Origin of the sequence: Methanococcoides mangrovi, from assembly GCF_052057775.1 — an archaeon.
Classification (GTDB): domain Archaea; phylum Halobacteriota; class Methanosarcinia; order Methanosarcinales; family Methanosarcinaceae; genus Methanococcoides.
In genome coordinates this window covers 538,122-560,018 of sequence record NZ_CP195121.1, presented here as the reverse complement: position 1 = coordinate 560,018, position 21,897 = coordinate 538,122, and the positions used below count along the sequence as shown (strand labels likewise).

Annotated in this window: 14 protein-coding genes, 2 tRNA genes and 4 rRNA genes; 10 read left to right on the top strand and 10 right to left on the bottom strand. The window is 47.4% G+C overall.

Annotated features, from left to right (window positions below; translation table 11 throughout):
- Window positions 1-78: 78 nt before the first annotated feature.
- Both ACR3I3_RS02835 and ACR3I3_RS02830 read left to right on the top strand, forming a co-directional pair.
- Window positions 79-1,449, top strand: a complete 1,371-nt coding sequence (locus ACR3I3_RS02835; RefSeq protein WP_440953063.1) for an FAD-binding oxidoreductase — start codon at window positions 79-81, stop codon at window positions 1,447-1,449.
- 2 nt (window positions 1,450-1,451) lie between these two features.
- Entirely contained in the window at window positions 1,452-2,516 is a 1,065-nt protein-coding gene (locus ACR3I3_RS02830) for a (Fe-S)-binding protein (RefSeq protein ID WP_440953062.1), read from the top strand.
- A 122-nt stretch (window positions 2,517-2,638) separates the two neighbouring features.
- Here the strand turns inward: ACR3I3_RS02830 and ACR3I3_RS02825 are convergent, their stop codons facing one another.
- The 5 genes from ACR3I3_RS02825 to ACR3I3_RS02805 all read right to left on the bottom strand — a co-directional run bounded on the left by ACR3I3_RS02825 (window position 2,639) and on the right by ACR3I3_RS02805 (window position 9,141).
- Window positions 2,639-4,171, bottom strand: coding sequence for a hybrid sensor histidine kinase/response regulator (locus tag ACR3I3_RS02825; RefSeq protein ID WP_440953061.1), 1,533 nt, complete (start codon window positions 4,169-4,171; stop codon window positions 2,639-2,641).
- A gap of 157 nt (window positions 4,172-4,328) precedes the next feature.
- A complete protein-coding gene (locus ACR3I3_RS02820; protein ID WP_440953060.1) occupies window positions 4,329-6,200 on the bottom strand; it encodes a YgiQ family radical SAM protein in 1,872 nt (623 codons plus the stop codon).
- Window positions 6,201-6,210: 10 nt separating this feature from the next.
- The gene (locus ACR3I3_RS02815) at window positions 6,211-6,846 is read right to left on the bottom strand and encodes an MBL fold metallo-hydrolase (RefSeq protein WP_440953059.1); all 636 of its coding nucleotides are present in this window, start codon (window positions 6,844-6,846) and stop codon (window positions 6,211-6,213) included.
- 37 nt (window positions 6,847-6,883) lie between these two features.
- Entirely contained in the window at window positions 6,884-7,639 is a 756-nt protein-coding gene (locus ACR3I3_RS02810; RefSeq protein ID WP_440953058.1) for a TatD family hydrolase, read from the bottom strand.
- A 5-nt stretch (window positions 7,640-7,644) separates the two neighbouring features.
- Window positions 7,645-9,141 carry a 2-isopropylmalate synthase gene (locus ACR3I3_RS02805; RefSeq protein WP_440953731.1) on the bottom strand — a complete coding sequence of 499 codons (1,497 nt, stop codon included), beginning with the start codon at window positions 9,139-9,141 and terminating at the stop codon, window positions 7,645-7,647.
- Between the two features lie 839 nt (window positions 9,142-9,980).
- On the opposite strand from ACR3I3_RS02805, the gene ACR3I3_RS02800 reads away from it, so the two are divergent.
- The 8 genes from ACR3I3_RS02800 (at window position 9,981) to ACR3I3_RS02765 (ending at window position 17,433) form a co-directional block, all read left to right on the top strand.
- Window positions 9,981-11,456: ribosomal RNA gene (locus ACR3I3_RS02800) — 16S ribosomal RNA — on the top strand.
- Between the two features lie 111 nt (window positions 11,457-11,567).
- Window positions 11,568-11,640 (top strand) — tRNA-Ala (locus ACR3I3_RS02795).
- 145 nt (window positions 11,641-11,785) lie between these two features.
- Window positions 11,786-14,711: ribosomal RNA gene (locus ACR3I3_RS02790) — 23S ribosomal RNA — on the top strand.
- A 68-nt stretch (window positions 14,712-14,779) separates the two neighbouring features.
- Window positions 14,780-14,901: ribosomal RNA gene (gene rrf / locus ACR3I3_RS02785) — 5S ribosomal RNA — on the top strand.
- 164 nt (window positions 14,902-15,065) lie between these two features.
- Window positions 15,066-15,137, top strand: a tRNA-Cys gene (locus ACR3I3_RS02780).
- A gap of 24 nt (window positions 15,138-15,161) precedes the next feature.
- Window positions 15,162-15,283, top strand: a 5S ribosomal RNA gene (gene rrf, locus ACR3I3_RS02775).
- The 16S, 23S and 5S rRNA genes sit together here with 2 tRNA genes alongside, the layout of an rRNA operon.
- Window positions 15,284-15,493: 210 nt before the next feature.
- Window positions 15,494-15,868, top strand: coding sequence for a hypothetical protein (locus tag ACR3I3_RS02770; RefSeq protein WP_440953057.1), 375 nt, complete (start codon window positions 15,494-15,496; stop codon window positions 15,866-15,868).
- A gap of 137 nt (window positions 15,869-16,005) precedes the next feature.
- The gene (locus ACR3I3_RS02765; protein ID WP_440953056.1) at window positions 16,006-17,433 is read left to right on the top strand and encodes a dihydrolipoyl dehydrogenase; all 1,428 of its coding nucleotides are present in this window, start codon (window positions 16,006-16,008) and stop codon (window positions 17,431-17,433) included.
- Window positions 17,434-17,453: 20 nt separating this feature from the next.
- Here ACR3I3_RS02765 and ACR3I3_RS02760 read toward each other — a convergent pair whose 3' ends face one another.
- From ACR3I3_RS02760 to ACR3I3_RS02740, 5 genes are all read right to left on the bottom strand, one after another.
- The gene (locus tag ACR3I3_RS02760; RefSeq protein WP_440953055.1) at window positions 17,454-18,830 is read right to left on the bottom strand and encodes a sodium-dependent transporter; all 1,377 of its coding nucleotides are present in this window, start codon (window positions 18,828-18,830) and stop codon (window positions 17,454-17,456) included.
- Between the two features lie 123 nt (window positions 18,831-18,953).
- The gene (locus ACR3I3_RS02755; protein WP_440953054.1) at window positions 18,954-19,304 is read right to left on the bottom strand and encodes a nascent polypeptide-associated complex protein; all 351 of its coding nucleotides are present in this window, start codon (window positions 19,302-19,304) and stop codon (window positions 18,954-18,956) included.
- Window positions 19,305-19,363: 59 nt separating this feature from the next.
- A complete protein-coding gene (locus tag ACR3I3_RS02750) occupies window positions 19,364-19,687 on the bottom strand; it encodes a HesB/IscA family protein (protein ID WP_440953053.1) in 324 nt (107 codons plus the stop codon).
- A gap of 104 nt (window positions 19,688-19,791) precedes the next feature.
- The gene (locus tag ACR3I3_RS02745) at window positions 19,792-21,009 is read right to left on the bottom strand and encodes a hypothetical protein (protein ID WP_440953052.1); all 1,218 of its coding nucleotides are present in this window, start codon (window positions 21,007-21,009) and stop codon (window positions 19,792-19,794) included.
- Between the two features lie 56 nt (window positions 21,010-21,065).
- A complete protein-coding gene (locus tag ACR3I3_RS02740) occupies window positions 21,066-21,830 on the bottom strand; it encodes an RAD55 family ATPase (protein ID WP_440953051.1) in 765 nt (254 codons plus the stop codon).
- Window positions 21,831-21,897 lie beyond the last annotated feature (67 nt).

Here is a 21,897-nt window from a genome sequence, read left to right as displayed (position 1 = left end):
AGGTAGATGTAAATCTTTTCTACCGGACCCGCCTGAAATACCCAAACGTTTATTTCGAAAAAGGTTGAGTATATATCAATGCTCAAAGAACAGCTTGAGAGGATCGTCGGGGAGAACAATGTCTCAACAAGGTCCTCAGAGCTTTATTGTTATTCTTTTGATGCCTCCCAGGTAAAAGGGAAAGCTGATGCCGTTGTCCGTCCCCGGAACACTGAACAGGTCGCAGATGTTGTCAGGCTGGCAGCTGAGCTTGGGCTTCCTGTGATCCCCAGAGGTGCGGGCTCCGGTCTCTGCGGAGGTGCTGTTCCCGTCAATGGAGGTATTGTGCTTGATCTGTCCTCAATGGACCGGATCGTTGACATCGATATTGATAACCTCCAGGTGACCGTGGAACCGGGAGTTGTACATGAGAAACTGAACCAGGCACTCTCTCCCTATGGCTTTTTCTTCCCTCCTGACCCCGGGAGCACTGCAATGTGCACCATTGGCGGGCTCATGGCAAATAACGGAAGCGGGATGCGATGTGTAAAATACGGCACCACAAGGAACTATGTACTTGACCTTGAGGTGGTCATGGCAGACGGTAAGGTGGTTCGTACAGGTTCAAGAACTCTCAAGACCGCATCCGGCTATGACCTGACTGATCTTATGGTCGGCTCGGAAGGTACACTTGGTATAATCACCCAGGCGATTCTCAGGTTGCATCCGCTTCCCAGGGCACGCAGTGTGATCCTGGCTTCCTTTGAGACTACAACCCTTGCAGGCAGAGCTGTGGTGAAGATACTCTCAGCGGGAATAATTCCTTCGGCCTGTGAGATCCTCGACAGCACTGCAATTGAGACCTTAAGGAGATATGATCCGAGTGTGGAGCTTCCTGATGCAGGGGCCATACTGCTGATAGAGGTAGATGGTATGGAAAATACTGTGAAGGAAGAGGCTGAGACCGTAGGACAGGTATGTTCCAGGCTGGCCTCTGAGATAAGTGTTGCCTCAACTGCAGACGAGAGCGCTCGTTTGTGGAAGGCCCGTCGGCTCGTGGGTGCTGCCATATCAAGAATCGATCCGAAACGTTCCCGCGTATATGTGGGAGAGGACATCGGCGTTCCTATCAAGGAACTGCCGGGAATGCTGGAATATGTACACTCGCTTTCAGAGGAGTTCGGGATCCCTATAATGACATACGGGCATATCGGTGATGGCAACCTTCACACAGGTATGACGATAGATATGCTGGATGAAAAAGGAATGGAGACGGTCAATACTGTTGCTGACAGGATATACAGGTATGCCATTGAGCTTGGAGGTACTGTGAGTGCCGAACATGGTGTGGGAAAGGCGCGCGAGAGCTATATGGAGCTGGAGCATCCAACTTCGATGGCTGTTATGAGAACTATCAAGAGGGCACTTGACCCCCGGGGAATACTGAATCCGGGAAAGATGGGGTTGTGACCATGGAAGAAGAGCAGTTAAGGTCAATACTCAAATGTGTGCGTTGTGGAACGTGCCGCTCGGTCTGTCCGATATTTGAAGAGCTCGGCTGGGAATCATACAGTACCAGGGGCCGCATGATGATCGCAAAGGGGATCTCTGAAGGGATGGGCCTTGATGAGGACATAATTGATTGCATCAATACCTGTACCACCTGCGGTATGTGCGAGGAGATGTGTCCCGCAGGAGCAGTTCCACCTGATGTTTTTGAGAAAATAAGGCATGAGCTCGTGGAAAGCGGAGCTGATACAAAGGCCCAGCAGGAACTTCGTGAGAACACGCTTTCCACGGGTAACCCGATGAATGAGAAAGGTTCCAGGCTTGGCTGGCTCAGGGAGAAAAGGGATGTGCCTGAGCATGCCGAAAATGTTTACTTTGTAGGCTGCCTTGGATCCTATCGCTATCAGGATACCGTCCTTAAGACCTATGACCTGATCAGCGGACTTGATGTCACAATACTTCCTGATGAGGTATGTTGTGGTTCCCCGCTCCTGAGGACCGGTTCTGATGCAGGTGAACTGATAGAATATAATGTGAGGCAGATGGAAGAGGCAGGTGTCCACACCATAATAGCCAGTTGTGCAGGCTGCTACAATGTTCTCAGGAATGAATATCCGGAAAAGTTCAGGGTCGTTCATATAACTGAATTCCTGGCAGAGAACCTGGATAAATTAGGGCTTAAAAGGCTTGATATCATTGTAACATATCACGATCCCTGTCATCTTGGAAGGGCGAACAGGATATTTGATGCTCCGAGAAAGCTCATCTCTGCTGTCTGTGAGCTCAGGGAAATGAAGACCTCGAAGGAGAATGCAAGATGCTGTGGTGGTGGGGGAGGTGTCCGAAAAGGCTACCCTGAACTCTCAAGAGCGCTCACGCAAAAGAGAGTTGCGGAGGTTCCTGAAGGCGTGGATTACATTGTGACATGCTGCCCGTTATGCCGCACGAATCTGGAACCTTTCTGCAGTGTCCCTGTCATAGATCTTCTGGACCTTCTGGAGATAGCAAAAGATCAGAATACCATATAAGATGAACAATTCAGGTGAAATTGTTGATATTGATCAGCTAAAATGATCTGAAAATAGTGGTTTTGATCTGTCGGGACATCAGGAGTTATGTTCCGGAAAGCCCGGTTATATAAGGTAAGGTCTCATTCCCTGATATCCTTATCTTTTTCATATATGGGCAATCGCACGTGGATCTCGGTCCCTGTGCTTTTTTCAGTATTGATGTCCATTTCCCCTTTGTGTGCATTTACGATCTTCTTGCAAATGATAAGGCCGTAATCACGGTTAGTGCAACAGATATTGTTTTCACTGGCATCTTCAGGAATCTCTGTACAGAATTGGGAGAGTATTTCGTTGGGAATTCCCGGACCTGTATCCTCTACAATGATATGTACGATCCCGTTTTCCTCTGAAGCTGATAATGATATGACTTCTCCGGCAGGGGTGAACTTTATTGCGTTATCAAGCAGGTGTACCAGCACTGATTCAATGTATTTGCTGTTGCCTTTCACTATTGGCAATTTATCAGGTATGTCTGTTTTTAGCTTAATTCCTTTGTGCTCTATGTTGGGAAGCATGTCGGCGACTATGTTCTCTATGATCTCTTTGAGATTCATCAGGCTGAATGTGTACCTTATGGTCTCGTTCTGCATATCACTTACATAGAAAAGGGACTCTATCAGATGGCGAAGGCGTTCTGAGTTGCGAACAACGGTTTTCATGGTCCTCTTCTGATGTTCGTTCAGCTCACCCAGGCGTTCATTATAAAGAAGTTCACTAAATCCCTTTATCGATATCAGAGGAGTTCTTAGTTCGTGGTTGATGTTAGCCAGGAATTCATCTTTCATCTTATGGGAGAGGCGAAGTTTCTCATTTGCTTTCGTGAGCTCTTCTTCCATGTTCATCCTTTCAGTATTGTCCTCTCCTGAACGAATTATACCAATGACTTTTCTTTCCTCATCTTTCAGTATCACATCATGCCAGAGGATCAGCCTTTTTTCTTTAGTGCCGTCATTGTTCCTGGTCAGTAGCGGAAGTTCCTGGTATTCAGGGATCTCAACTTTGCCTTCCAGTACCCGGAAGAGTTCTTTTTCCTGCATTTCCTTTGTATCTTCAGGGAAGAAATCTGTCAGGCTTTTTCCAATGAGCTCCTCTTTCTTCCATCCCAGGAGCTTACAGGCTTTCATGTTGGCAAAAGTGATCTTTGCATCCCCGTCGAGGATCATTATAATGGATCCAATAACATCAAGATACTTGCATGCCTGATTGCGTTCCTTGATAACATTGTCCTGCAAGCGCTTGATCTTCAGCAGTGACCTCACTCGGGTGGTAAGTTCAAGGTAGTTTGGAGGCCGGTTGATGAAATCATCAGCTCCTTCTTCAAGGCTCTTTGTTTTTTCATCTCTTTCGTCGGGACCTGCAACAATCACTATTGGTATGAGCTTTGTCCTTATGTCACTCTTGAATATCCTGCATATCTCATGGGCAGCAATATCTGCTATCTTGTTATCAAGAAGGATAAGGTCCGTTGCCTCATCAATTGCCTTTTTTAGTCCTTCTTTACCTGAATGGGATCTGGATATGTCATAATCCGGGATAAGAACGGATTCGAGGAATTCGATATCGTTATCCTCGTTGCCGATGATAAGTATCCTTGACCTTTCTTTCTGGTTCATTTCTTTCTCCGTGGATATCATAGCTGTTTCCCAAAATATATGAGAACTGAATATTGTTTGCGCTACACTTTTCCAGTGGTTTGGATATCAGTAGCGTACTTTCACTTTTTACTGTCTTGTGCTTATATTACCGATTAATCTTATGTTATAAAATCTTTCATCTTTTCTTGTAGGGTGATGCTTTCTTTGCTTTCCTTGGTATGAGGCAGTTCCATGAATTCCCTATGAGGTCTTCTCGTCCTGCTTTTTTAAGTCCTTCGTATACAAGAGTGTGGTTTCGTGGGTCACGGTAGTGCATCATAGCACGCTGTATGTTCTTTTCTCTTCTTGAGGTTGCAACATAAACCTTCTCTCCTGTGAAGGGGTCAAGTCCTGTATGGAACATGCAGGTCGCAGCTGTCATGGGTGTTGGTGTGAAGTCCTGCACCTGCTCAGTATACCTGTTCGTTTCCTTTATGTATTGTGCCAGTTCGATCATGTCTTCCATGGTGCAGGCCGGGTGTCCGGACATAAGGAACGTTACCAGATACTGGTCCTTGTCAAGTTCTTTATTTGTCTTTTCAAAGAGCTCGGCAAATTCCTCGAAGACCTCCCTTCCGGGTTTTTTCATGCAGTCAGTTACCTCTTTTGAAAAGTGCTCGGGAGCTATCTTGAGCTGTCCGCTGATGTGATGTGCACACAGCTCTTTTACATATTCAGGATCAAGTAGTGCAAGGTCATAGCGCACACCGTAGCTTACAAAGACATTCTTCACACCGGGAATCTCCCGAAGACGGCGTAGCATCTCGATGTTCTCCTTGTGAGACTTATCCATGGAGGGGCAGGGTTCCGGGTACAGGCAGAGCTTGTCCTTGCATGCACCGCTCTTTTCCCATTTCTTACACTTCATGGCGTACATGTTGGCACTGGGGCCACCTACACCGATTATGTTGCCTTTGAAACCTCTCAGTTCCGTAAGCAAGTATGCCTCCCTGACTATGGAGTCTATGCTGCGGCTTGAGATGGTGCGTCCCTGATGCTGTGTTATGGCGCAGAAAGAGCAGCTTCCAAAGCAGCCTCTGTGAGTTGTAATGGAGAATTTGACAGGTTCCAGTGCAGGCACCCTTTCTCTGTAGGATGGATGTTCTTCTCTTGTGTAGGGCAGCTCATAGACATGGTCAAGCTCTTCCTGTGAAAGCTGCCTCATCGGCGGGTTCTGGATGATGATCGTCTTTGGATGGGGTTGTATCAGCGCGATGCCCCTTGCAGGGTCCTGTTGCTCATACATGAGCCTGAAGGCTTCTGCGTAGAGCTTTTTGTCAGATGATACTTCATTGTAGGAAGGAAGTTCCACGTAGGGAAAATCGCTGTCCGCATCTGCTTTCATTTCCTTCCATTTCTTCACTTCCAGCTTCCAGGCGGTACCGGAGATGTTCTTTATCTCAGTAATGTCCTCGCCTGCATCAAGCCTGTGTGCGATCTCCGTGGTCTGCAGTTCACCCATTCCATAGACCAGAAGGTCTGCAGGCGCATCTGCAAGTATGGACTGCCTTACCTTGCCGGACCAGTAGTCGTATTCCGCAAAACGGCGTAGGGATGCCTCAATCCCTCCTATCACGATGGGTACGTCGGGGTAGGCTTCCTTGAGCCTGTTGGAGTAGACCACTGTTGCGCGGTTAGGTCGCAGCCCGGTCTTGCCACCGGGGGAGTACATGTCCTTTGGCCTTGGCTTGAGCGCAGGTGTGTAATTGCTCACCATGGAGTCGGTGTTGCCTGCTGTTACCGCAAAGAAGAGGCGTGGTCTGCCAAGTTTCATGAAGTCATCGGTATTGTCCCATTTTGGCTGGGCGATGATCCCTACCTTAAATCCTGCATCTTCGAGGACACGGCCAATTATGGTCGCACCAAAACCGGGATGGTCTACATATGCATCGCCGGTTACTATGATGATATCAAGTTCATCCCAGCCTCTCCTTTTGCATTCCTTTCGGTCCATAGGGAGGAATTTCGATTCATCAGGGCTGCTTTGTTTTCGTTTTTTTCCTGGCATGTTTTCCTCTTTAGCGGAATGCTTTTGACATCTGCAGGGACATTTGTATCTGGGCGTTTGCGTCATCACTTGTAACCGGCCCGTGTCCGGGGTAGATGGTGATGACATCAAGTCCTGTGAGCTTTTCTATGGAGGCTGTGAGGTCTTCCATGGATCCTCCGGCAAAGTCTGTACGTCCTATCCCTCCGTTGGGGAATACGGTGTCGCCTGAGAAAAGTCCTTTGGAGTAAGGTTCGTAGAGGCTGATACCGCCAGGAGTGTGTCCGGGTGTGTGGATGACCTGAAGTGCTTCAGTGTCATCGATCTTCACGATATCCCCGTCCTCGTAGAGGATGTCTGGCTCGAAGTCCGGTGCCGGGGATGAGAATAGTATGGATGCGCTTTCCTCTCCGCTTTTCAGGGATGCTGCATCGTCCTTGTGTATGGCTATGGGTGCGTCACAGAGCTCGGCTACAGGTTTTGCGGCTGCACTGTGATCGAAGTGTCCGTGGGTCAGGATTATCAGCTCGATGTTGGCAGGGTCTGTAAGTTCTTTCAGTTTTTCAATAATTTTATCTGTGTCCATTCCCGGGTCGATGAGTATCTTTTCGTTGATAAGGTATGAATTGGATGCATATGGGGATGTGTTGATCCTCTGAACTTTCATTATGAGTCTCCTTTGGTTATATCTACTTTGATCTATCTTAAAGACCAAATACACTTCTTGTATTTTTAAGGGTTGCCTTTGCAACTTTGTCTTCTTCTCTTCCCTGTGCTTCCGCGATCACGGGAAGGGTATCCCGGACAAATGCCGGTTCGTTGCGCCCTTTTCTTGGGGACAGGTAAGGGCTGTCGGTCTCGATCAGTATCCTGTCCAGCGGGACATTTTCGGCTATGGACCTGTGGTGGTCCGAAAAACATACGATGGTTGGAATTGAGATGTAGTATCCGGCATCTGTTATCATGGCGGCGGTATCCATAGAACCGCCATAGCAGTGGAAAATGACCTTATCGAGGTCCCTTACCATCTCAAAGGAATCTTCTTCGGCTTCCCTCCCGTGGATCACCAGAGGTTTATCGTAGCATTCTGCTATTTCGATAACCTTCCTGAAGTACTCTTTCTGGTGTTCCCTTTCCTTGCTGTCCTTGTAGTAATGATAATCAAGACCTGCTTCGCCGATGGCAATGCTCTCCTCGGCGTGCTGCTCAAGTTGTAGAAGGATCTCGTCGGCAACCTCGTTACCGTAATGGGAGACAACAAGCGGGCTAAGGCCCAGTGTAGGATGGATAAAATCATATTGTCTTGCAAGTGCGAGTGTTGAGTTGTTGGTCTTCAGGTCAATGCCTGAATTGACCATTTCAACAACACCCGCATTGCGTGCTCTTTCAATTACTTCGTCACGGTCACGGTTGAATTTCGGAAAATCAAGGTGACAGTGCGAATCGATGACCTCTTGCATGCCCCTTATGTTTTAAGGAGCATGTTAATAGCTGTTACGAGCGCTTCTACCGATGCCAGTACAATATCCGCGTTCGCGGCGCGGGCAGTGACTATCCTGCCGTTCTTGTCCTGTACACCGATAATCACTTCTGCCAGTGCATCTGCACCGCCGGTCACAGCTTCTATACGGAAGTCATGTATGCTTACGCTTGATGCGTGTTTACCGATAAGGGTCTCAACGGCCTTCAGGGCTGCATCTACCGGTCCGACACCAACATCGGATGTGATGCGCTCGGTTCCATTGACCAGGGCCTTTACAACAGCTGTGGATGTGGTGACGTTTCCTGTCATCACACTGACCTCCTTGAGGTCGATGACCGGCATTCCTTCAGGTTTACCGAGGATGTCGAATGCTATTGCATAGAGGTCTGCATCGGTTATGCGTTTGCCTTTGTCTGCAAGCACTTTTACCTTACTGATGATGGCATCGAGCTGTTCGTCGGTAGGATTGATGTTCGCAGATTGGAGAGACCTGAGTACTGCATGCCTTCCTGCATGTTTTCCAAGTACTATCCTTCGTGTGTGGCCAACCATTTCCGGTGTCATTATGCCTGGTTCGAAGGTATCGGAGTTCTCCAGGACGCCGTGTGTGTGTATGCCTGATTCATGGGCAAATGCGTTCTCTCCGACGACCGGCATGTGTGGCGGGATGGCAACTCCTGTGTAACGCTCCACCATACGTGCTGTCTCAACGATGTATTCTGTGTTGATGTTCGTCTTTGCACCATAAATAGAATGTAGGCTCATCACGGTTTCCGCAAGATCGGCATTTCCTGCACGCTCCCCGAGCCCGTTGACCGTAACCTGTGCCTGTCTTGCACCGGCTTCGATGGCCATGAGGCTGTTTGCTACGGCAAGTCCGAAGTCATTGTGGCAGTGAGTGTCGATGGTGATATTGATCTCCTTGTCCAGCTCACTGATCAGGCGATACATGCCTGAAGGAGCTATAACTCCTACAGTATCAGGGACGTTTATTATGTCACACCCTGCACCTTCCACCGCTTTGTAGACCTCGATCAGGTAATCCATATCCGTTCGGGTCGCGTCCATTGCGGAGAACATGCAGCGCATGCCGTGGTCCTTGATATACTCTACGGCATTGGTCGCCATTTCAATGACCTCTTCACGGCTCTTCTTGATAGTGTGTATCCTCTGGATGTCAGATGTGGAAACAAAGGTGTGTATCATTCCTACGTCTGCATCGATACAGGCATCAAGGTCTTTTGTGAGAACACGTGCAAGTCCGCATACCTCTGAAGTAAGGCCTGCGGTTGCGATGTTGCGCACGGATTCCATGTCGCCTGCAGAGGCGATCGGGAACCCTGCCTCGATAGTATCCACTCCAAGCTTTGCAAGCTGGTGAGCTATCTCTATCTTTTGCTCAGGAGTAAGGGATACACCGGGGGTTTGTTCGCCGTCACGAAGAGTTGTGTCAAAAATGCTTATCTTTCGGTCTCGTATCGGTTTATCGCCGTAAAAAGCGATCCCTCAGTTGTGTAGTTGTATCCATAATAATCGTATATACTACATGATTAATAGTATAAATAGGGAATGGTGTTTGTCAGATTCCCGGAATTTTTACTATATATTAGTATTATCATCTTTTAGATTTTGATCCGGAATTGGTAACATCCTTTGAAGGGTTACGGCAATGCGGGGCGCAGGAGGTCGAGTCAGGGCAATCATTGTCCTCCTTTCTTCATTGGTCAGATTTTATCCCAAAATTAGGTTTAACCTCGATTGATATCGATTTAGGGTAAATCTTCCTGATCTTCATTGCAAATGTTGTATTTTGTGGCCTTCTTAAAAAATCCGCAGATCTCATGTTGTATATTGCCCTAAATCCTCCTCAACATAAACCCCTGTCACACCGTGTCACGCAACGTATATATATGAGGCTGCTGTTGTAGGGATGCTCACAATTAGCCGGTCGGTGTCGATTCTGACACGGTCGGGTTGTGAGCTCGAAAAACGCTATACATTCTTCGTGTATCTTGCACATTCTCCAAAAATGTGCAGCAACCTTCCGAATCGGAAGGTATATATACGATGGAATGTATCTAGGGAATCCCGCACAACGTGCGAGGAATTCAATCACCTCCAAATCAAAATCATTGGTGGAGACCGGAGCTTTTCCGGTCTGACGTTGAATGTGGCAGTTCGGTTAATTCTGACTGATAGTGATATTATCTATCAAAGAACTAACCAACTATTGTGCATAGAAAACAACTCTCTAATTAAATAGAGTTCTTTTCCGACAATTCTTAGTTAACTTCCAAATTTGTGTGCTTTAACAAATAACTCTGGTTGATCCTGCCAGAGGTTACTGCTATCGGTGTTCGACTAAGCCATGCGAGTTACATGTTCTTCGTGAACATAGCGGACTGCTCAGTAACACGTGGATAACCTGCCCTTAGGTTCGGCATAACTCCGGGAAACTGGTGATAATTCCGAATAAGCCATTATTGCTGGAATGCTTTTTGGTTCAAAGGCTTCGGTCGCCTAAGGATGGATCTGCGGTCTATCAGGTAGTAGTGGGTGTAATGTACCTACTAGCCTACGACGGATATGGGTTGTGAGAGCAAGAGCCCAGAGATGGATTCTGAGACATGAATCCAGGCCCTACGGGGCGCAGCAGGCGCGAAAACTTTACAATGCGGGAAACCGCGATAAGGGGACACCGAGTGCCAGCATATTATGTTGGCTGTCCACATGTGTAAACGGCATGTGTTAGCAAGGGCCGGGCAAGACCGGTGCCAGCCGCCGCGGTAACACCGGCGGCCCGAGTGGTAATCACTTTTATTGGGTCTAAAGGGTCCGTAGCCGGTTTGATCAGTTCTTCGGGAAATCTGACAGCTCAACTGTTAGGCTTCCGGGGAATACTGTCAGGCTTGGGACCGGGAGAGGTAAGAGGTACTATAGGGGTAGGAGTGAAATCTTGTAATCCCTATGGGACCACCAGTGGCGAAGGCGTCTTACCAGAACGGGTCCGACGGTGAGGGACGAAAGCTGGGGGCACGAACCGGATTAGATACCCGGGTAGTCCCAGCCGTAAACGATGTTCGCTAGGTGTCAGGGACGGTGCGACCGTTTCTGGTGCCGCAGGGAAGCCGTGAAGCGAACCACCTGGGAAGTACGGCCGCAAGGCTGAAACTTAAAGGAATTGGCGGGGGAGCACTACAACGGGTGGAGCCTGCGGTTTAATTGGACTCAACGCCGGAAAACTCACCGGGGGCGACAGCAACATGTAGGTCAGGCTAAAGACCTTACCTGAATCGCTGAGAGGAGGTGCATGGCCGTCGTCAGTTCGTACTGTGAAGCATCCTGTTAAGTCAGGCAACGAGCGAGACCCGTGCCCACTGTTGCCAGCATGTCCTTCGGGATGATGGGTACTCTGTGGGGACCGCTGGTGCTAAACCAGAGGAAGGTGCGGGCTACGGTAGGTCAGTATGCCCCGAATCTCCCGGGCTACACGCGGGCTACAATGGCTGGGACAATGGGTCCCTACACCGAAAGGTGATGGTAATCTCCTAAACCCAGCCGTAGTTCGAATTGAGGACTGTAACTCGTCCTCATGAAGCTGGAATCCGTAGTAATCGCGTTTCAACATAGCGCGGTGAATACGTCCCTGCTCCTTGCACACACCGCCCGTCAAACCACCCGAGTGAGGTATGGGTGAGGGCACGGATTTGTGCCGTGTTCGAACCTAAATTTCGCAAGGGGGGTTAAGTCGTAACAAGGTAGCCGTAGGGGAATCTGCGGCTGGATCACCTCCTAAGCAAGATCCGCACAAAGCGGATCACCGCTATCAGTCAGAAATCGAAAGACTGCCACATTCAACAAACCACTTTCAATGAAACAAGATTTCGCTGGTAGAACGAGAGCGAGGGCTTGTAGATCAGTTGGAAGATCGTCGCCTTTGCAAGGCGAAGGCCCTGGGTTCGAATCCCAGCAAGTCCATTGGATCAATTACGATTCACAAATCATCAAGTGCACCGAGCAAGTAATATTGCTTGGGAAGGATGGATGTGCCCATTCCCCGATTTTGGGCACTATGAGATCATGTATATATTACATATCAGACGCTCACTGGACAAAGTGAGATGGACTCTGGTAATTATGCCGTCAGGTGGATGGCTCGGCTCAAGCGCTGATGAAGGACGTGCCAAGCTGCGATAAGCCCAGGGTAGGCGCATGGAACCTATGAACCTGGGATTTCCTAATGAGACCTCTTAGCACATTTGTGCTGATCAGTCATGATCGGGAACGCCCCGAATTGAAACATCTTAGTAGGGGCAGGAAGAGAAATCGAAGAGATGCCGTTAGTAATGGCGAATGAACCCGGCAAAGTTCAAACTGAATCCCTCCAGCAATGTGAGGGAGATGTGGTGTTATAGGACCTTCTAAGGATCCCCTCTTTTCCTAGCTGAACTTATCTGGAACGTTAGACCATAGAGTGTGACAGTCACGTAAGTAAAGAAAAGCGGATCTGGAAGTGTTCCTGAGTACCGTGTGTTGGAAATCACGCGGGAATTTGGGAGGCACCAACTTCCAAAACTAAATACGTCTTGAGACCGATAGCGAAGTAGTAGGGTGACCGAAAACTGAAAAGTACCCCCAAAAGGGAGGTTAAAAGTGCCTGAAACCTGATGGTGATGGAGCGATATGGCATGAAAGGATCTTTAGTTCGAAGGAATCAACCGCGAGGTTGTAGTACGAGTTCTATTGCCGATGTCATATCATACGTTTTGAAGAACGGGCCAGGGAGTGTAATTAAGTGGCGATGGCTAACCTTTTATCTGGGAAGCCGAAGCGAAAGCAACATGCGTGCAACCCTTGTGGTGAGACGCGGCGTATACAAGTGCGTGGAGTCACTAAGTTACGACCCGAAGCCGGGTGATCTAGGCGTGGGCAGGTTGAAGCGTGGCGAAAGCTACGTGGAGGACCGCAAGCGGTATTGATCTGCAAATCATTCGTGTGACCTGCGTCTCGGAGTGAAAGGCTAATCTAACCCGGCATCAGCTGGTTCCTTCCAAAACATGTCGCAGCATGACCTAACTGGAGATAGTCGGTGGAGTAGAGCACTGATTGGTGGTCCCGGGGAAGAAATTCCTCAGCCGCTTGTCAAACTCCGAACCCACCGTCGTCGTAGAAGGTTGGAGTCCGGGCTACTGGGGTAAGCTTGTAGTCCGTAAGGGAGACAACCCAGCCCGTGGTTAAGGTCCCTAAGTGTCGACTAAGTGTTAATACTAAAGGGCGTCCTAAGCCCTAGACAGCTGGAAGGTTAGCTTAGAAGCAGCTATCCTTTAAAGAGTGCGTAACAGCCCACCAGTCGAGGTTTGGGGCCCCGAAAATGGACGGGGCTCAAGTCGACCACCGATACCACGGAGTACCGCAAGGTAATCTCGTAGGAAGGCGTTGCGTTCGGGCAGAAGCAGGGCTGTGAAGTCCTGTGGACCGTGCGGAAACGAAAATCCTGGTAATAGTAACAGCAAAGTCAGGTGAGAATCCTGACCGCCGAAGGGGCTAGGTTTCCTCGGCAATGATCGTCAGCCGAGGGTTAGTCGGTCCTAAGTTGTACCGTAATTCGAGTACATCGAAAGGGAAACAGGTTAATATTCCTGTACCATTTAGCAATAAAACTGACGTTTCGGGGCAGGCTGAGCGGCGCCGTCGCGCCGTCTAAGCATCGAACTCTGTGGAGAGCCGTAATGGCGAGAAGCAGACGAATATGTTATGGCGAAAGTCAGCTGCACCCTGGAACCCGTGAAAAGGGAGCTAAATGTCCGTACCGAGATCTGACACAGGTGCCCCTAGCTGAAAAGGCTAAGGCGTGTCGGAATAATTTGGCTAAGGGAATTCGGCAAATTGGCTCCGTAACTTCGGGAGAAGGAGTGCCTGCTGTGAAGACAGCAGGTCGCAGTGACCAGAGAACTCTAACTGTCTAATACCAACATAGGAGATCGCAAACCCGTAAGGGCTAGTACGATCTCTGAATCCTGCTCAGTGCAGGTACCTGAAACTTCGGTTCAACGGAAAGAAGGGCCTGTAAACAGCGGGGGTAACTATGACCCTCTTAAGGTAGCGTAGTACCTTGTCGCTTAATTGGCGACTTGCATGAATGGATCAATGAGAGTTCTACTGTCCCTAGCCAGAGTCCGGTGAAGCTTACATTCTAGTGCAGAGTCTAGAGACCTCTAGGGGGAAGTGAAGACCCCGTGGAGCTTTACTGCAGCCTGTCGCTGGGGTGTGATTTTGGATGTACAGTGTAGGTAGGAGACGTCGAAGCCGGTGCGCCAGCATCGGTGGAGTCGCAATTGGGACACTACCCTTCCAAAGTTACGCCCCTTACTCCGAGAGGAGGACCCCGATAGGTGGGCAGTTTGCCTGGGGCGGGACGCCCTTGAAAAGATATCAAGGGCGCGCAATGGTTAACTCAAGTGGGTCGGAAACCTACTGAAGAGTGCAAGAGCATAAGTTAGCCTGACGTGATTCAGCACAGTAGTGGATCGCGAGACGAAAGTCGGTTCTAGCGAACCTTTATGTCCCGCTTGGTGCGGGCTAAAGATGACAGAAAAGTTACCCCGGGGATAATTGAGTCGTTGCCGGCAAGAGCACATATCGACCCGGCAGCTTGCTACCTCGATGTCGGTTCTTTCCATCCTGGCTGTGCAGCAGCAGCCAAGGGTGAGGTTGTTCGCCTATTAAAGGAGATCGTGAGCTGGGTTTAGACCGTCGTGAGACAGGTCGGTTACTATCTACTAGAGGTGTCTGTAGTCTGAGGGTAAGTTGCTTTTAGTACGAGAGGAACAGGGCAACGGCGCCACTGGTCGATCGGTTGTCTGACAAGGCAATGCCGAGCAGCTACGCGCTAAGGAATAAGAGCTGAATGCATCTAAGCTCGAAATCTAACCTAAAAAGAGACTGCGTTAAGGATTCCGGTAAAAGACCGGATTGATAGGGTCGGGATGTACGCACCAAGGTAACGAGGTGTTCAGTCCGCGGCTACTAATATCCGTGCCTCATCCGTCTCGCTCTGTCCAGGCGAAATCTGATATGTGATATAATTAACATGATCATTTCCAGTATTAGAAGTGAGTATAGCGGCCATAGCGGCAGGGCAACTCCTGTTCCCATTCCGAACACAGAAGATAAGCCTGCCCACGTTGTTTACTGTACTGAGGTACGAGAGTCCTTGGGAAATCTACATCGCTGCTATGCTCACTCTTTACCTTAACTTTTCTTGATTTGCTACAACCCATGAGCTGTGTCTTTATCTTTTTCAGAATTTTAACATTCATCTTTGGTTCTGCTTAAAGTATGTACTGCCCTGTCGCAATGTAAAGGCTTATATGTCTGTATTGCCTATTAGGGTTCGTTCAAATGCCAAGGTGGCGGAGCGGCTACGCAATCGCCTGCAGAGCGATTTCATTCCGGTTCGAATCCGGACCTTGGCTTTCATTCATCAATATGAGTTTGAGTACGGCGGCCACAGCGGCAGGGCAACTCCTGTTCCCATTCCGAACACAGAAGATAAGCCTGCCCACGTTGTTTACTGTACTGAGGTACGAGAGTCCTTGGGAAATCTACATCGCTGCTGTGCTCACTCTATTACCTTATTCTTTTAACTTGATCTACATCCACTAGCTTTGGGTTTGATTTTTTCTTAAGAATTTCTGATTCTGGTAGTTTAAAGTCCTGATCTTTGTATTAATGACCGCCAGCTTTTGATTCGATTGATGGACAGGTAAAATAAACTTTAAACTTATATCCCATTGAACCCTAAATTATTACTAGGGACGAGGGTAATTCTATGAGCAAAGTGTCAATAATTTTCGTCTACAATGCAGACAGTGGTCTGGTCAATGAGATGAAAGACTATATCCACAAGATAGTTTCTCCTTCGGAATATGAATGTAATCTTTGTGCCATCACTCATAGTAATACTGGTATGAAGGGCGAGTGGAAGTCCTTTGTGAATGATCTTCCTGTTCCGGTGGTCTTCTTGCACAGGGACGAGTTCCATGAAAAATATAATTATCCCGGTGTCTCATTCCCATGCGTATATCTTGAAAGGGGTCAGAGACTTGACCTGCTGGTCGCATCTGATGAAATAAATGAATGCAATAATCTTGATGACCTGGAAGCTCTTGTCAAGGACAAGCTGAAGTTCATTTCCGGTAATTGATTTTGAGATACTATTATTTTTCAATCTTTCGATATTTTGTTCTAACTGCTTTTAACTGATGTCGCTTTTCTGAAAGAGCATCATATATAACAAAGAAGCATTTATAATATCTTTATACTTTAATTTGGGGTGTGCAGATGAAAGAATATGATCTGATAGTGATAGGCAGCGGTTCTGGTATGAACTATGTTGGCCTGATGATGCAGGATAATCCTGAGATGAAAGTGGCTGTCATTGATAAGGACAAGCCGGGCGGTATCTGTTTGACAAGGGGCTGTATTCCTTCCAAGATGCTGCTTTATCCTGCAGAACTTGTTAGGGAGATCGGAAGGGCAGGTAAGTTCGGTATTGATGCTGAGATCAGGAGCATAGACTTCAATTTTATCATGGAAAGGATGCGATCTTCCATCGGACAGGATATTGATATGATCCACGATGGGCTCTCTTCAAGTCCTAAGATGGATTACTATGAGGATACTGTGGAGTTCGTAGAATCATATGTTCTTAAGGTCGGCGATGAGACGATCACATCTAGAATGATCTACCTTAGCATAGGATCAAGACCCATGATCCCTCCTGTCAAAGGTCTGGAAGATGCAGGTTATCTCACAAGCGACACAGTTCTGGAACTGAGATCCTTACCAAAGAGTCTTGCTATCATAGGTGGTGGCTACATAGCTGCTGAATATGGTCATTTCTTTTCCGCCATGGGTTCCGATGTAACTATAATCGGACGCAGTTCAAGGATCATTTCCCAGGAAGAGCCGGAGATAAGTGAACTTGCAAAAAAGAAGATGCAAAAGTACATGACCATACTTACAGATCATGAGGTTGAAGGAGTTCAATTATCGGGTAACCGGAAGAAGATCATTGCAAAGGACAGGAACTCCGGTAAAAAAAAAGAGATATTGGCGGATGAGATCCTTGTGGCCACCGGCAGAAGCCCGAACACAGATATCCTTCATCCTGAAAAAGGGGACATTGAGACTGATGAGAGGGGCTGGATAAAGGTAAATGACCATATGGAAACGAGCTGTCCCAATGTCTGGGCCTTTGGTGATGCCAATGGTAAATTCCTTTTTAAACACGTGGGCAACTATGAATCCACTGTTGCCTACCAGAACTCCGTTCTCAATGCCGATGTAAGTGTTGATTACCATGCAGTACCCCATGCGATATTTTCCTACCCGGAGATCGCCGGCGTGGGAATGGGTGAAGCAGAAGCCGTGGAACAATATGGTAAAGAGAATATTTCCATCGGTTTCCAGAGATTCGAGGATACAGGCAAAGGCATGGCCATGGCTCTTGAGGATTATTTTGTCAAGGTCATACTGGACAACTCCACTAATATGTTGCTTGGGGCACACATAATCGGGCCACAGGCATCTGTTCTTGTTCATCAGATGATAACTCTCATGAACACACCGGGGGTAAACATAGCTCCCATTGTCCATGGAATGGATATCCATCCCTCCCTGAGCGAGGTTGTCAAACGTGCATTTTACTCAAGGATGCCTGTTGATGAATATCATTCAGTATTGAAGTCCCTTGGACTTGGATCCTGATCTCTTTTCCCCTTTATATTTTAGGATAGTGTGCCTATCCATCCTCTGACAAGTATGAAGATTATTATCAGTGGCAGTATGTACTTTATATATGGTTTTGCCTGTTTTGGGAATTTTATTCCTTTCCCGTGATCGGTCTCCTGGATAAAATTATTCCATCCCCATCCGAAACTGTAACTGCAGAATAGCACCAGTGTAAGTGCACCTATCGGAAGGATATTGTTAGTAAAGATGAAATCTTCCAGATCAAGAATGGACGTTCCTTCTCCAAAAGGCTTGAACCAGCTCAATGGTCCGAAACCCAGGCAACATGGTATGGACAGAACGAATATTGCAACTCCGCTCATGATCGATGCCTTCCTTCTTTTCCATCCCCATTCGTCCATTGTAAAAGCTATTACGTTCTCTGTGATACCCATTACAGTTGACATTGAGGCAAAGGCAAGGAACAGGAAGAAGAGGGTTCCCCACAAAACACCTGCTGGCATCTGGTTGAAAACGTTCGGTAATGTTACAAAGAGCAGGCCGGGACCTGAACCCACATCAACCCCAAAGGCAGAACAAGCCGGGAATATCATTAGCCCTGCCATAAGTGCTATGGCAGTGTCAAAGAACGTTATCTTCAATGACTCCCCTGTAAGGGAATGATCCCTGTTGATATAGCTGCCGAAGATTGTCATCCCCCCGACACCAACGCTCAAAGTGAAGAACGCCTGGGTCATGGCAGCATAGATCCCCTCCCAGCTAAGGCTTGAAAAGTCAGGTTCAAGGTAAAAACTGATGCCTTCAGCAGCACCGGGAAGGGTCACAGAACGAAGTACAAGTATTATCAGGATAAAGAAAAGCCCTGACATCATCACTTTACCGGCCCTTTCAACTCCTTTTTGCAGACCTACTGAACATATGAATGTTCCTATGCCGACCACCAGTGCCATCCAGGTTATCATTTCCATGGTCCTTCCCATGAACAGATCGAAGAATACACCTATTTCCGAAGGGTCAAGATAGATGAAACTACCTTCTACCATGTAATAGAAATATGCAAATCCCCATCCTGCAACCGTCGTATAGAACATAAGCAGGATAACATTTCCTATGATGGCAATATATCCGAACAGATGCCATCTTTTTCCATTTGGCTCAAGATTTCGCAGGGATCCTGCAATGTTCCGCCTTCCTGCCCTTCCGGTAGCAAACTCCATTATGAGTATTGGCAATCCGAGAATGAGAAGGAATGCTAGATAAAAGAGAACAAAGGCTGCACCTCCGTATTTTCCTGCAATGAAAGGGAAACGCCAGATGTTTCCAAGACCTATGGCACATCCTGCAGAAACAAGCAGGAACCCCATCCTTGTAGCTAATTGTTCACGGTTGGTATCTGCTATTTCTTCTGTCATCTCTATCCTCTTTTCCATATGTCAATAAGGATGGATATACAGATGCACTGTATAAATATAATTCTCCAATATTCTAAAAAGACTCAATCTAGAGATAATAAAAAAGAAGAACCCATTAAGGGTTCATGAGGAAAGGGCAAGAATTGCTTCTGCCAGATCCCCGTTAGCATTCTTGAGAGCTTCAAGGGCAGTCTCTTCGCTTGCGCCGGTCTGCTCTGCCACAAGTCTCACATCATCTTCAGGGATCTGCACCTCACGTGGTACTTCCTGAGGAGTACCTGTCACCTGATAGGTGTCAACTCCCTGTGCATTCATGATAGTGACACTTGCATCGTTGAATACTATATCCTTGTCCGCGGTCCTTATGATGACCTGTTCCACATCTTCGATCTCGTCGATGTTGATGCCCATCTGTTTCATCATCTGCTTGACCTTTTTGGGGTTCATACCCCTTCCGCCCATACCTGGAATCATATGATCACCTGTTAATTACTACCGCGTAGGATGGTATTAATTAATTAAAAACCTTGTTCTTAGTGGCAACTGCCACCGCAGCTGCTGCATCCGCTTGCAGCCATTGGGTTGTCAATGATGAATCCTTTGCCACCATCTGTGTCAATGTAGTCGATGGTTGCCTTGTCCAGCTGTTCGCTGATGTCAGGACCCATTACGATCTTTATGTCCTTGCTTTCGACGGTGACATCTTCTTCCTTGATCTCATTGTCGAGTGCCATTCCGTACTGGATGCCACTGCATCCCATACCTGCAACAAAGATCCTCAGAGCATGGTCCAGTTTGTCCTCAGCTTCGAGCAATGCTTTCAATTCTGTTGCAGCAACATCTGTTATCTCGATCATTTTTTATCACTCCATTTTTTTAAACTTTCTAAAGCCAGTAAATGCTGTGGTCTCTATATACAGTTTTCGTCTATATATACGTTCGGGTAGATGCGAACGAACTCTCACATAAACTCTACATCATCGTCCACGGGGTTCGTGAGTATCTCCTGTGTATATGCGTTTATCTCTACAGAGTTCCTTGCACCCTTTACTTCCCATATAGGAACATATATCAGTTCCATCTTGAACCTGATATCATCCATTGATGGTTTGAACAGTTTGTGTTCGGATATCATAGCCTCGCCGACCACATTGTTGAAGCGTACATCCTTTGTGTATTCCTCAATAATGTTCGATATCAGTGTGCTTTCAGCTTCCTTCTGGTCGATCATTTTGGCTTTTATCTCGTAGTTGTCATCAGGAAGTGTCACGCTGTCGGTTACCTGGTAAATTTCCAGATTTTCCTTGTTACCATTAAGGGCATTAAGACAACCCTGGCCCTGGCCGGAAATATCAATTACCTTGTTCTTGAACCTGTGTTCCGCCTTGACCGCATACGCATAGTTCCAGAAAGGTACGAATTTGAGAACAACGCCCTCAGGCATCCCTATCTCGGACTTTGCCATCATTGCAGCCCTTTCTTTTTGCAACTTTATCGGTGCAGTGCGAAGGTCAAGAGTTGGAGGGAGGGGCTGTGATGCCTGCCATGAAGGTTGCTGTGGTTCCGGTATGGTTGACAGAGGTGGTTCAATATAGGATCTCTCTTCCTGCTGATAGGTTCCCATTGCAGATGCCTGCTGCATCTCAGGTGAAGTTCCCCAGATATTAAAAGTACCCTTCTCTTCCTGTACATTTCCCTGGAATGCAGGTTGTGCTGGAGCTTTTGCTGAAGCAACAGGAGATGTGAAAGCATCGGAAGCCACTTCAAAGCTTCCTGATGAACCGGTAGCCCTGAACAATGAATCCTCAGCCGAAGCAGCATTACTGTCTACATTGTAAGCCACGAGCTGAAGATTTTCAGCATTGCCTTCAAGGTCGGCGATGACTGCTTTTCCTATCTGGAGTGCAAGTTCATCACGGTCCCATGTGATAAGGCCAACATGAGATGCATAGTCTCTCAGTTCCGGTTCCATATTTTGCATAGTGACATACAGGCCTGTACCATCAGGAATCTGGTCTGCAAAGTTCCTTATCTGAGCAGGATCAGGCTTGTTAGCAAGCAGAATATATGTCTTGTAGTCGTTTTTCTTTACTATCAGGTCCACAGTGTCAGATTCAGAGACACTGTGTCCGGAAGTTGTAAATATATTTGTCAGGAGTTCAGCAAGTTTTTCTTTCATTCTCATCAACCATATTTTATTTTCACAGTATCTGGAGGATCTCCACTACGAGACGATCAGAGAACTCTGGTCGTAGTTTCCAGTTCAATTCCTTTGTGAGTTACATTATATGAAATGGTCTTGTCAGGAGGGATCATTCCTCTCATCTTACGTATCAGTATACTCCTTTCGATCTCACTTCCGCGTTCTTTCATGCGGAATTCGATCACCCCGTCACAGATGCTCTTGAGGCCGTTCTCAACTGCCGGGTCATGTGTACCTCCGGTCATAAGGATGATCTGGACAGCATTTGTGAGCTTTCCGACAGATGATATGAATTCGATAGCTTCCGTGACAGATTTCATATCATAGGTCCTGAGGAAATATGATATTGAATCGACAACACCCCTGTACTGTCCTTTCCTTTCTTTGGAGGCAGCCGTCTTTAGCTGGTTCATAGCATCTGTGTTCTGCTTCACGAAATCCTTGGCTGAAAGACTGCATGCGATTTCTTTTGGAAGAATGTTGCATAACCTTGGGGTGTAAGCATCAACAAAATCCATGCTTCCATTCTCAACATATTCATCAATATCCCAGCCGAAGTTCTTCATATCACCGATTATTTCCTGAAATGGATGTTCGGCAGAATAATAATAAACTTCTTCATTGTTCACCAGACCGCCATAGACGAACTGCTGTGCAAATATTTCCGAGCTTGCACCGGGCTCTGCGATCAATAATATAGTCGTTCCCGGAGGGACCCCGCCTCCAAGTTGAACGTCAAGTCCTACCACACCAGTCGGAACTCTGTAACCCCCTGACCCATCGAAACTGTAATCCATGCTTTCACCTTGTCATGTATGTAAAAAATGTTCAAATGAAGTTTCTACACACCAGATTTATAATCAC

Coding starts and splice junctions, on each gene's coding strand:
- ACR3I3_RS02740 (WP_440953051.1), bottom strand. CDS start 21,830: ATGGATTACAGTTTCGATGGGTCAGGGGGTTACAGAGTTCCGACTGGT.
- ACR3I3_RS02815 (WP_440953059.1), bottom strand. CDS start 6,846: ATGAAAGTTCAGAGGATCAACACATCCCCATATGCATCCAATTCATAC.
- ACR3I3_RS02825 (WP_440953061.1), bottom strand. CDS start 4,171: ATGAACCAGAAAGAAAGGTCAAGGATACTTATCATCGGCAACGAGGAT.
- ACR3I3_RS02770 (WP_440953057.1), top strand. CDS start 15,494: ATGAGCAAAGTGTCAATAATTTTCGTCTACAATGCAGACAGTGGTCTG.
- ACR3I3_RS02760 (WP_440953055.1), bottom strand. CDS start 18,830: ATGACAGAAGAAATAGCAGATACCAACCGTGAACAATTAGCTACAAGG.
- ACR3I3_RS02750 (WP_440953053.1), bottom strand. CDS start 19,687: ATGATCGAGATAACAGATGTTGCTGCAACAGAATTGAAAGCATTGCTC.
- ACR3I3_RS02745 (WP_440953052.1), bottom strand. CDS start 21,009: ATGAAAGAAAAACTTGCTGAACTCCTGACAAATATATTTACAACTTCC.
- ACR3I3_RS02835 (WP_440953063.1), top strand. CDS start 79: ATGCTCAAAGAACAGCTTGAGAGGATCGTCGGGGAGAACAATGTCTCA.
- ACR3I3_RS02820 (WP_440953060.1), bottom strand. CDS start 6,200: ATGCCAGGAAAAAAACGAAAACAAAGCAGCCCTGATGAATCGAAATTC.
- ACR3I3_RS02755 (WP_440953054.1), bottom strand. CDS start 19,304: ATGATTCCAGGTATGGGCGGAAGGGGTATGAACCCCAAAAAGGTCAAG.
- ACR3I3_RS02810 (WP_440953058.1), bottom strand. CDS start 7,639: ATGCAAGAGGTCATCGATTCGCACTGTCACCTTGATTTTCCGAAATTC.
- ACR3I3_RS02830 (WP_440953062.1), top strand. CDS start 1,452: ATGGAAGAAGAGCAGTTAAGGTCAATACTCAAATGTGTGCGTTGTGGA.
- ACR3I3_RS02765 (WP_440953056.1), top strand. CDS start 16,006: ATGAAAGAATATGATCTGATAGTGATAGGCAGCGGTTCTGGTATGAAC.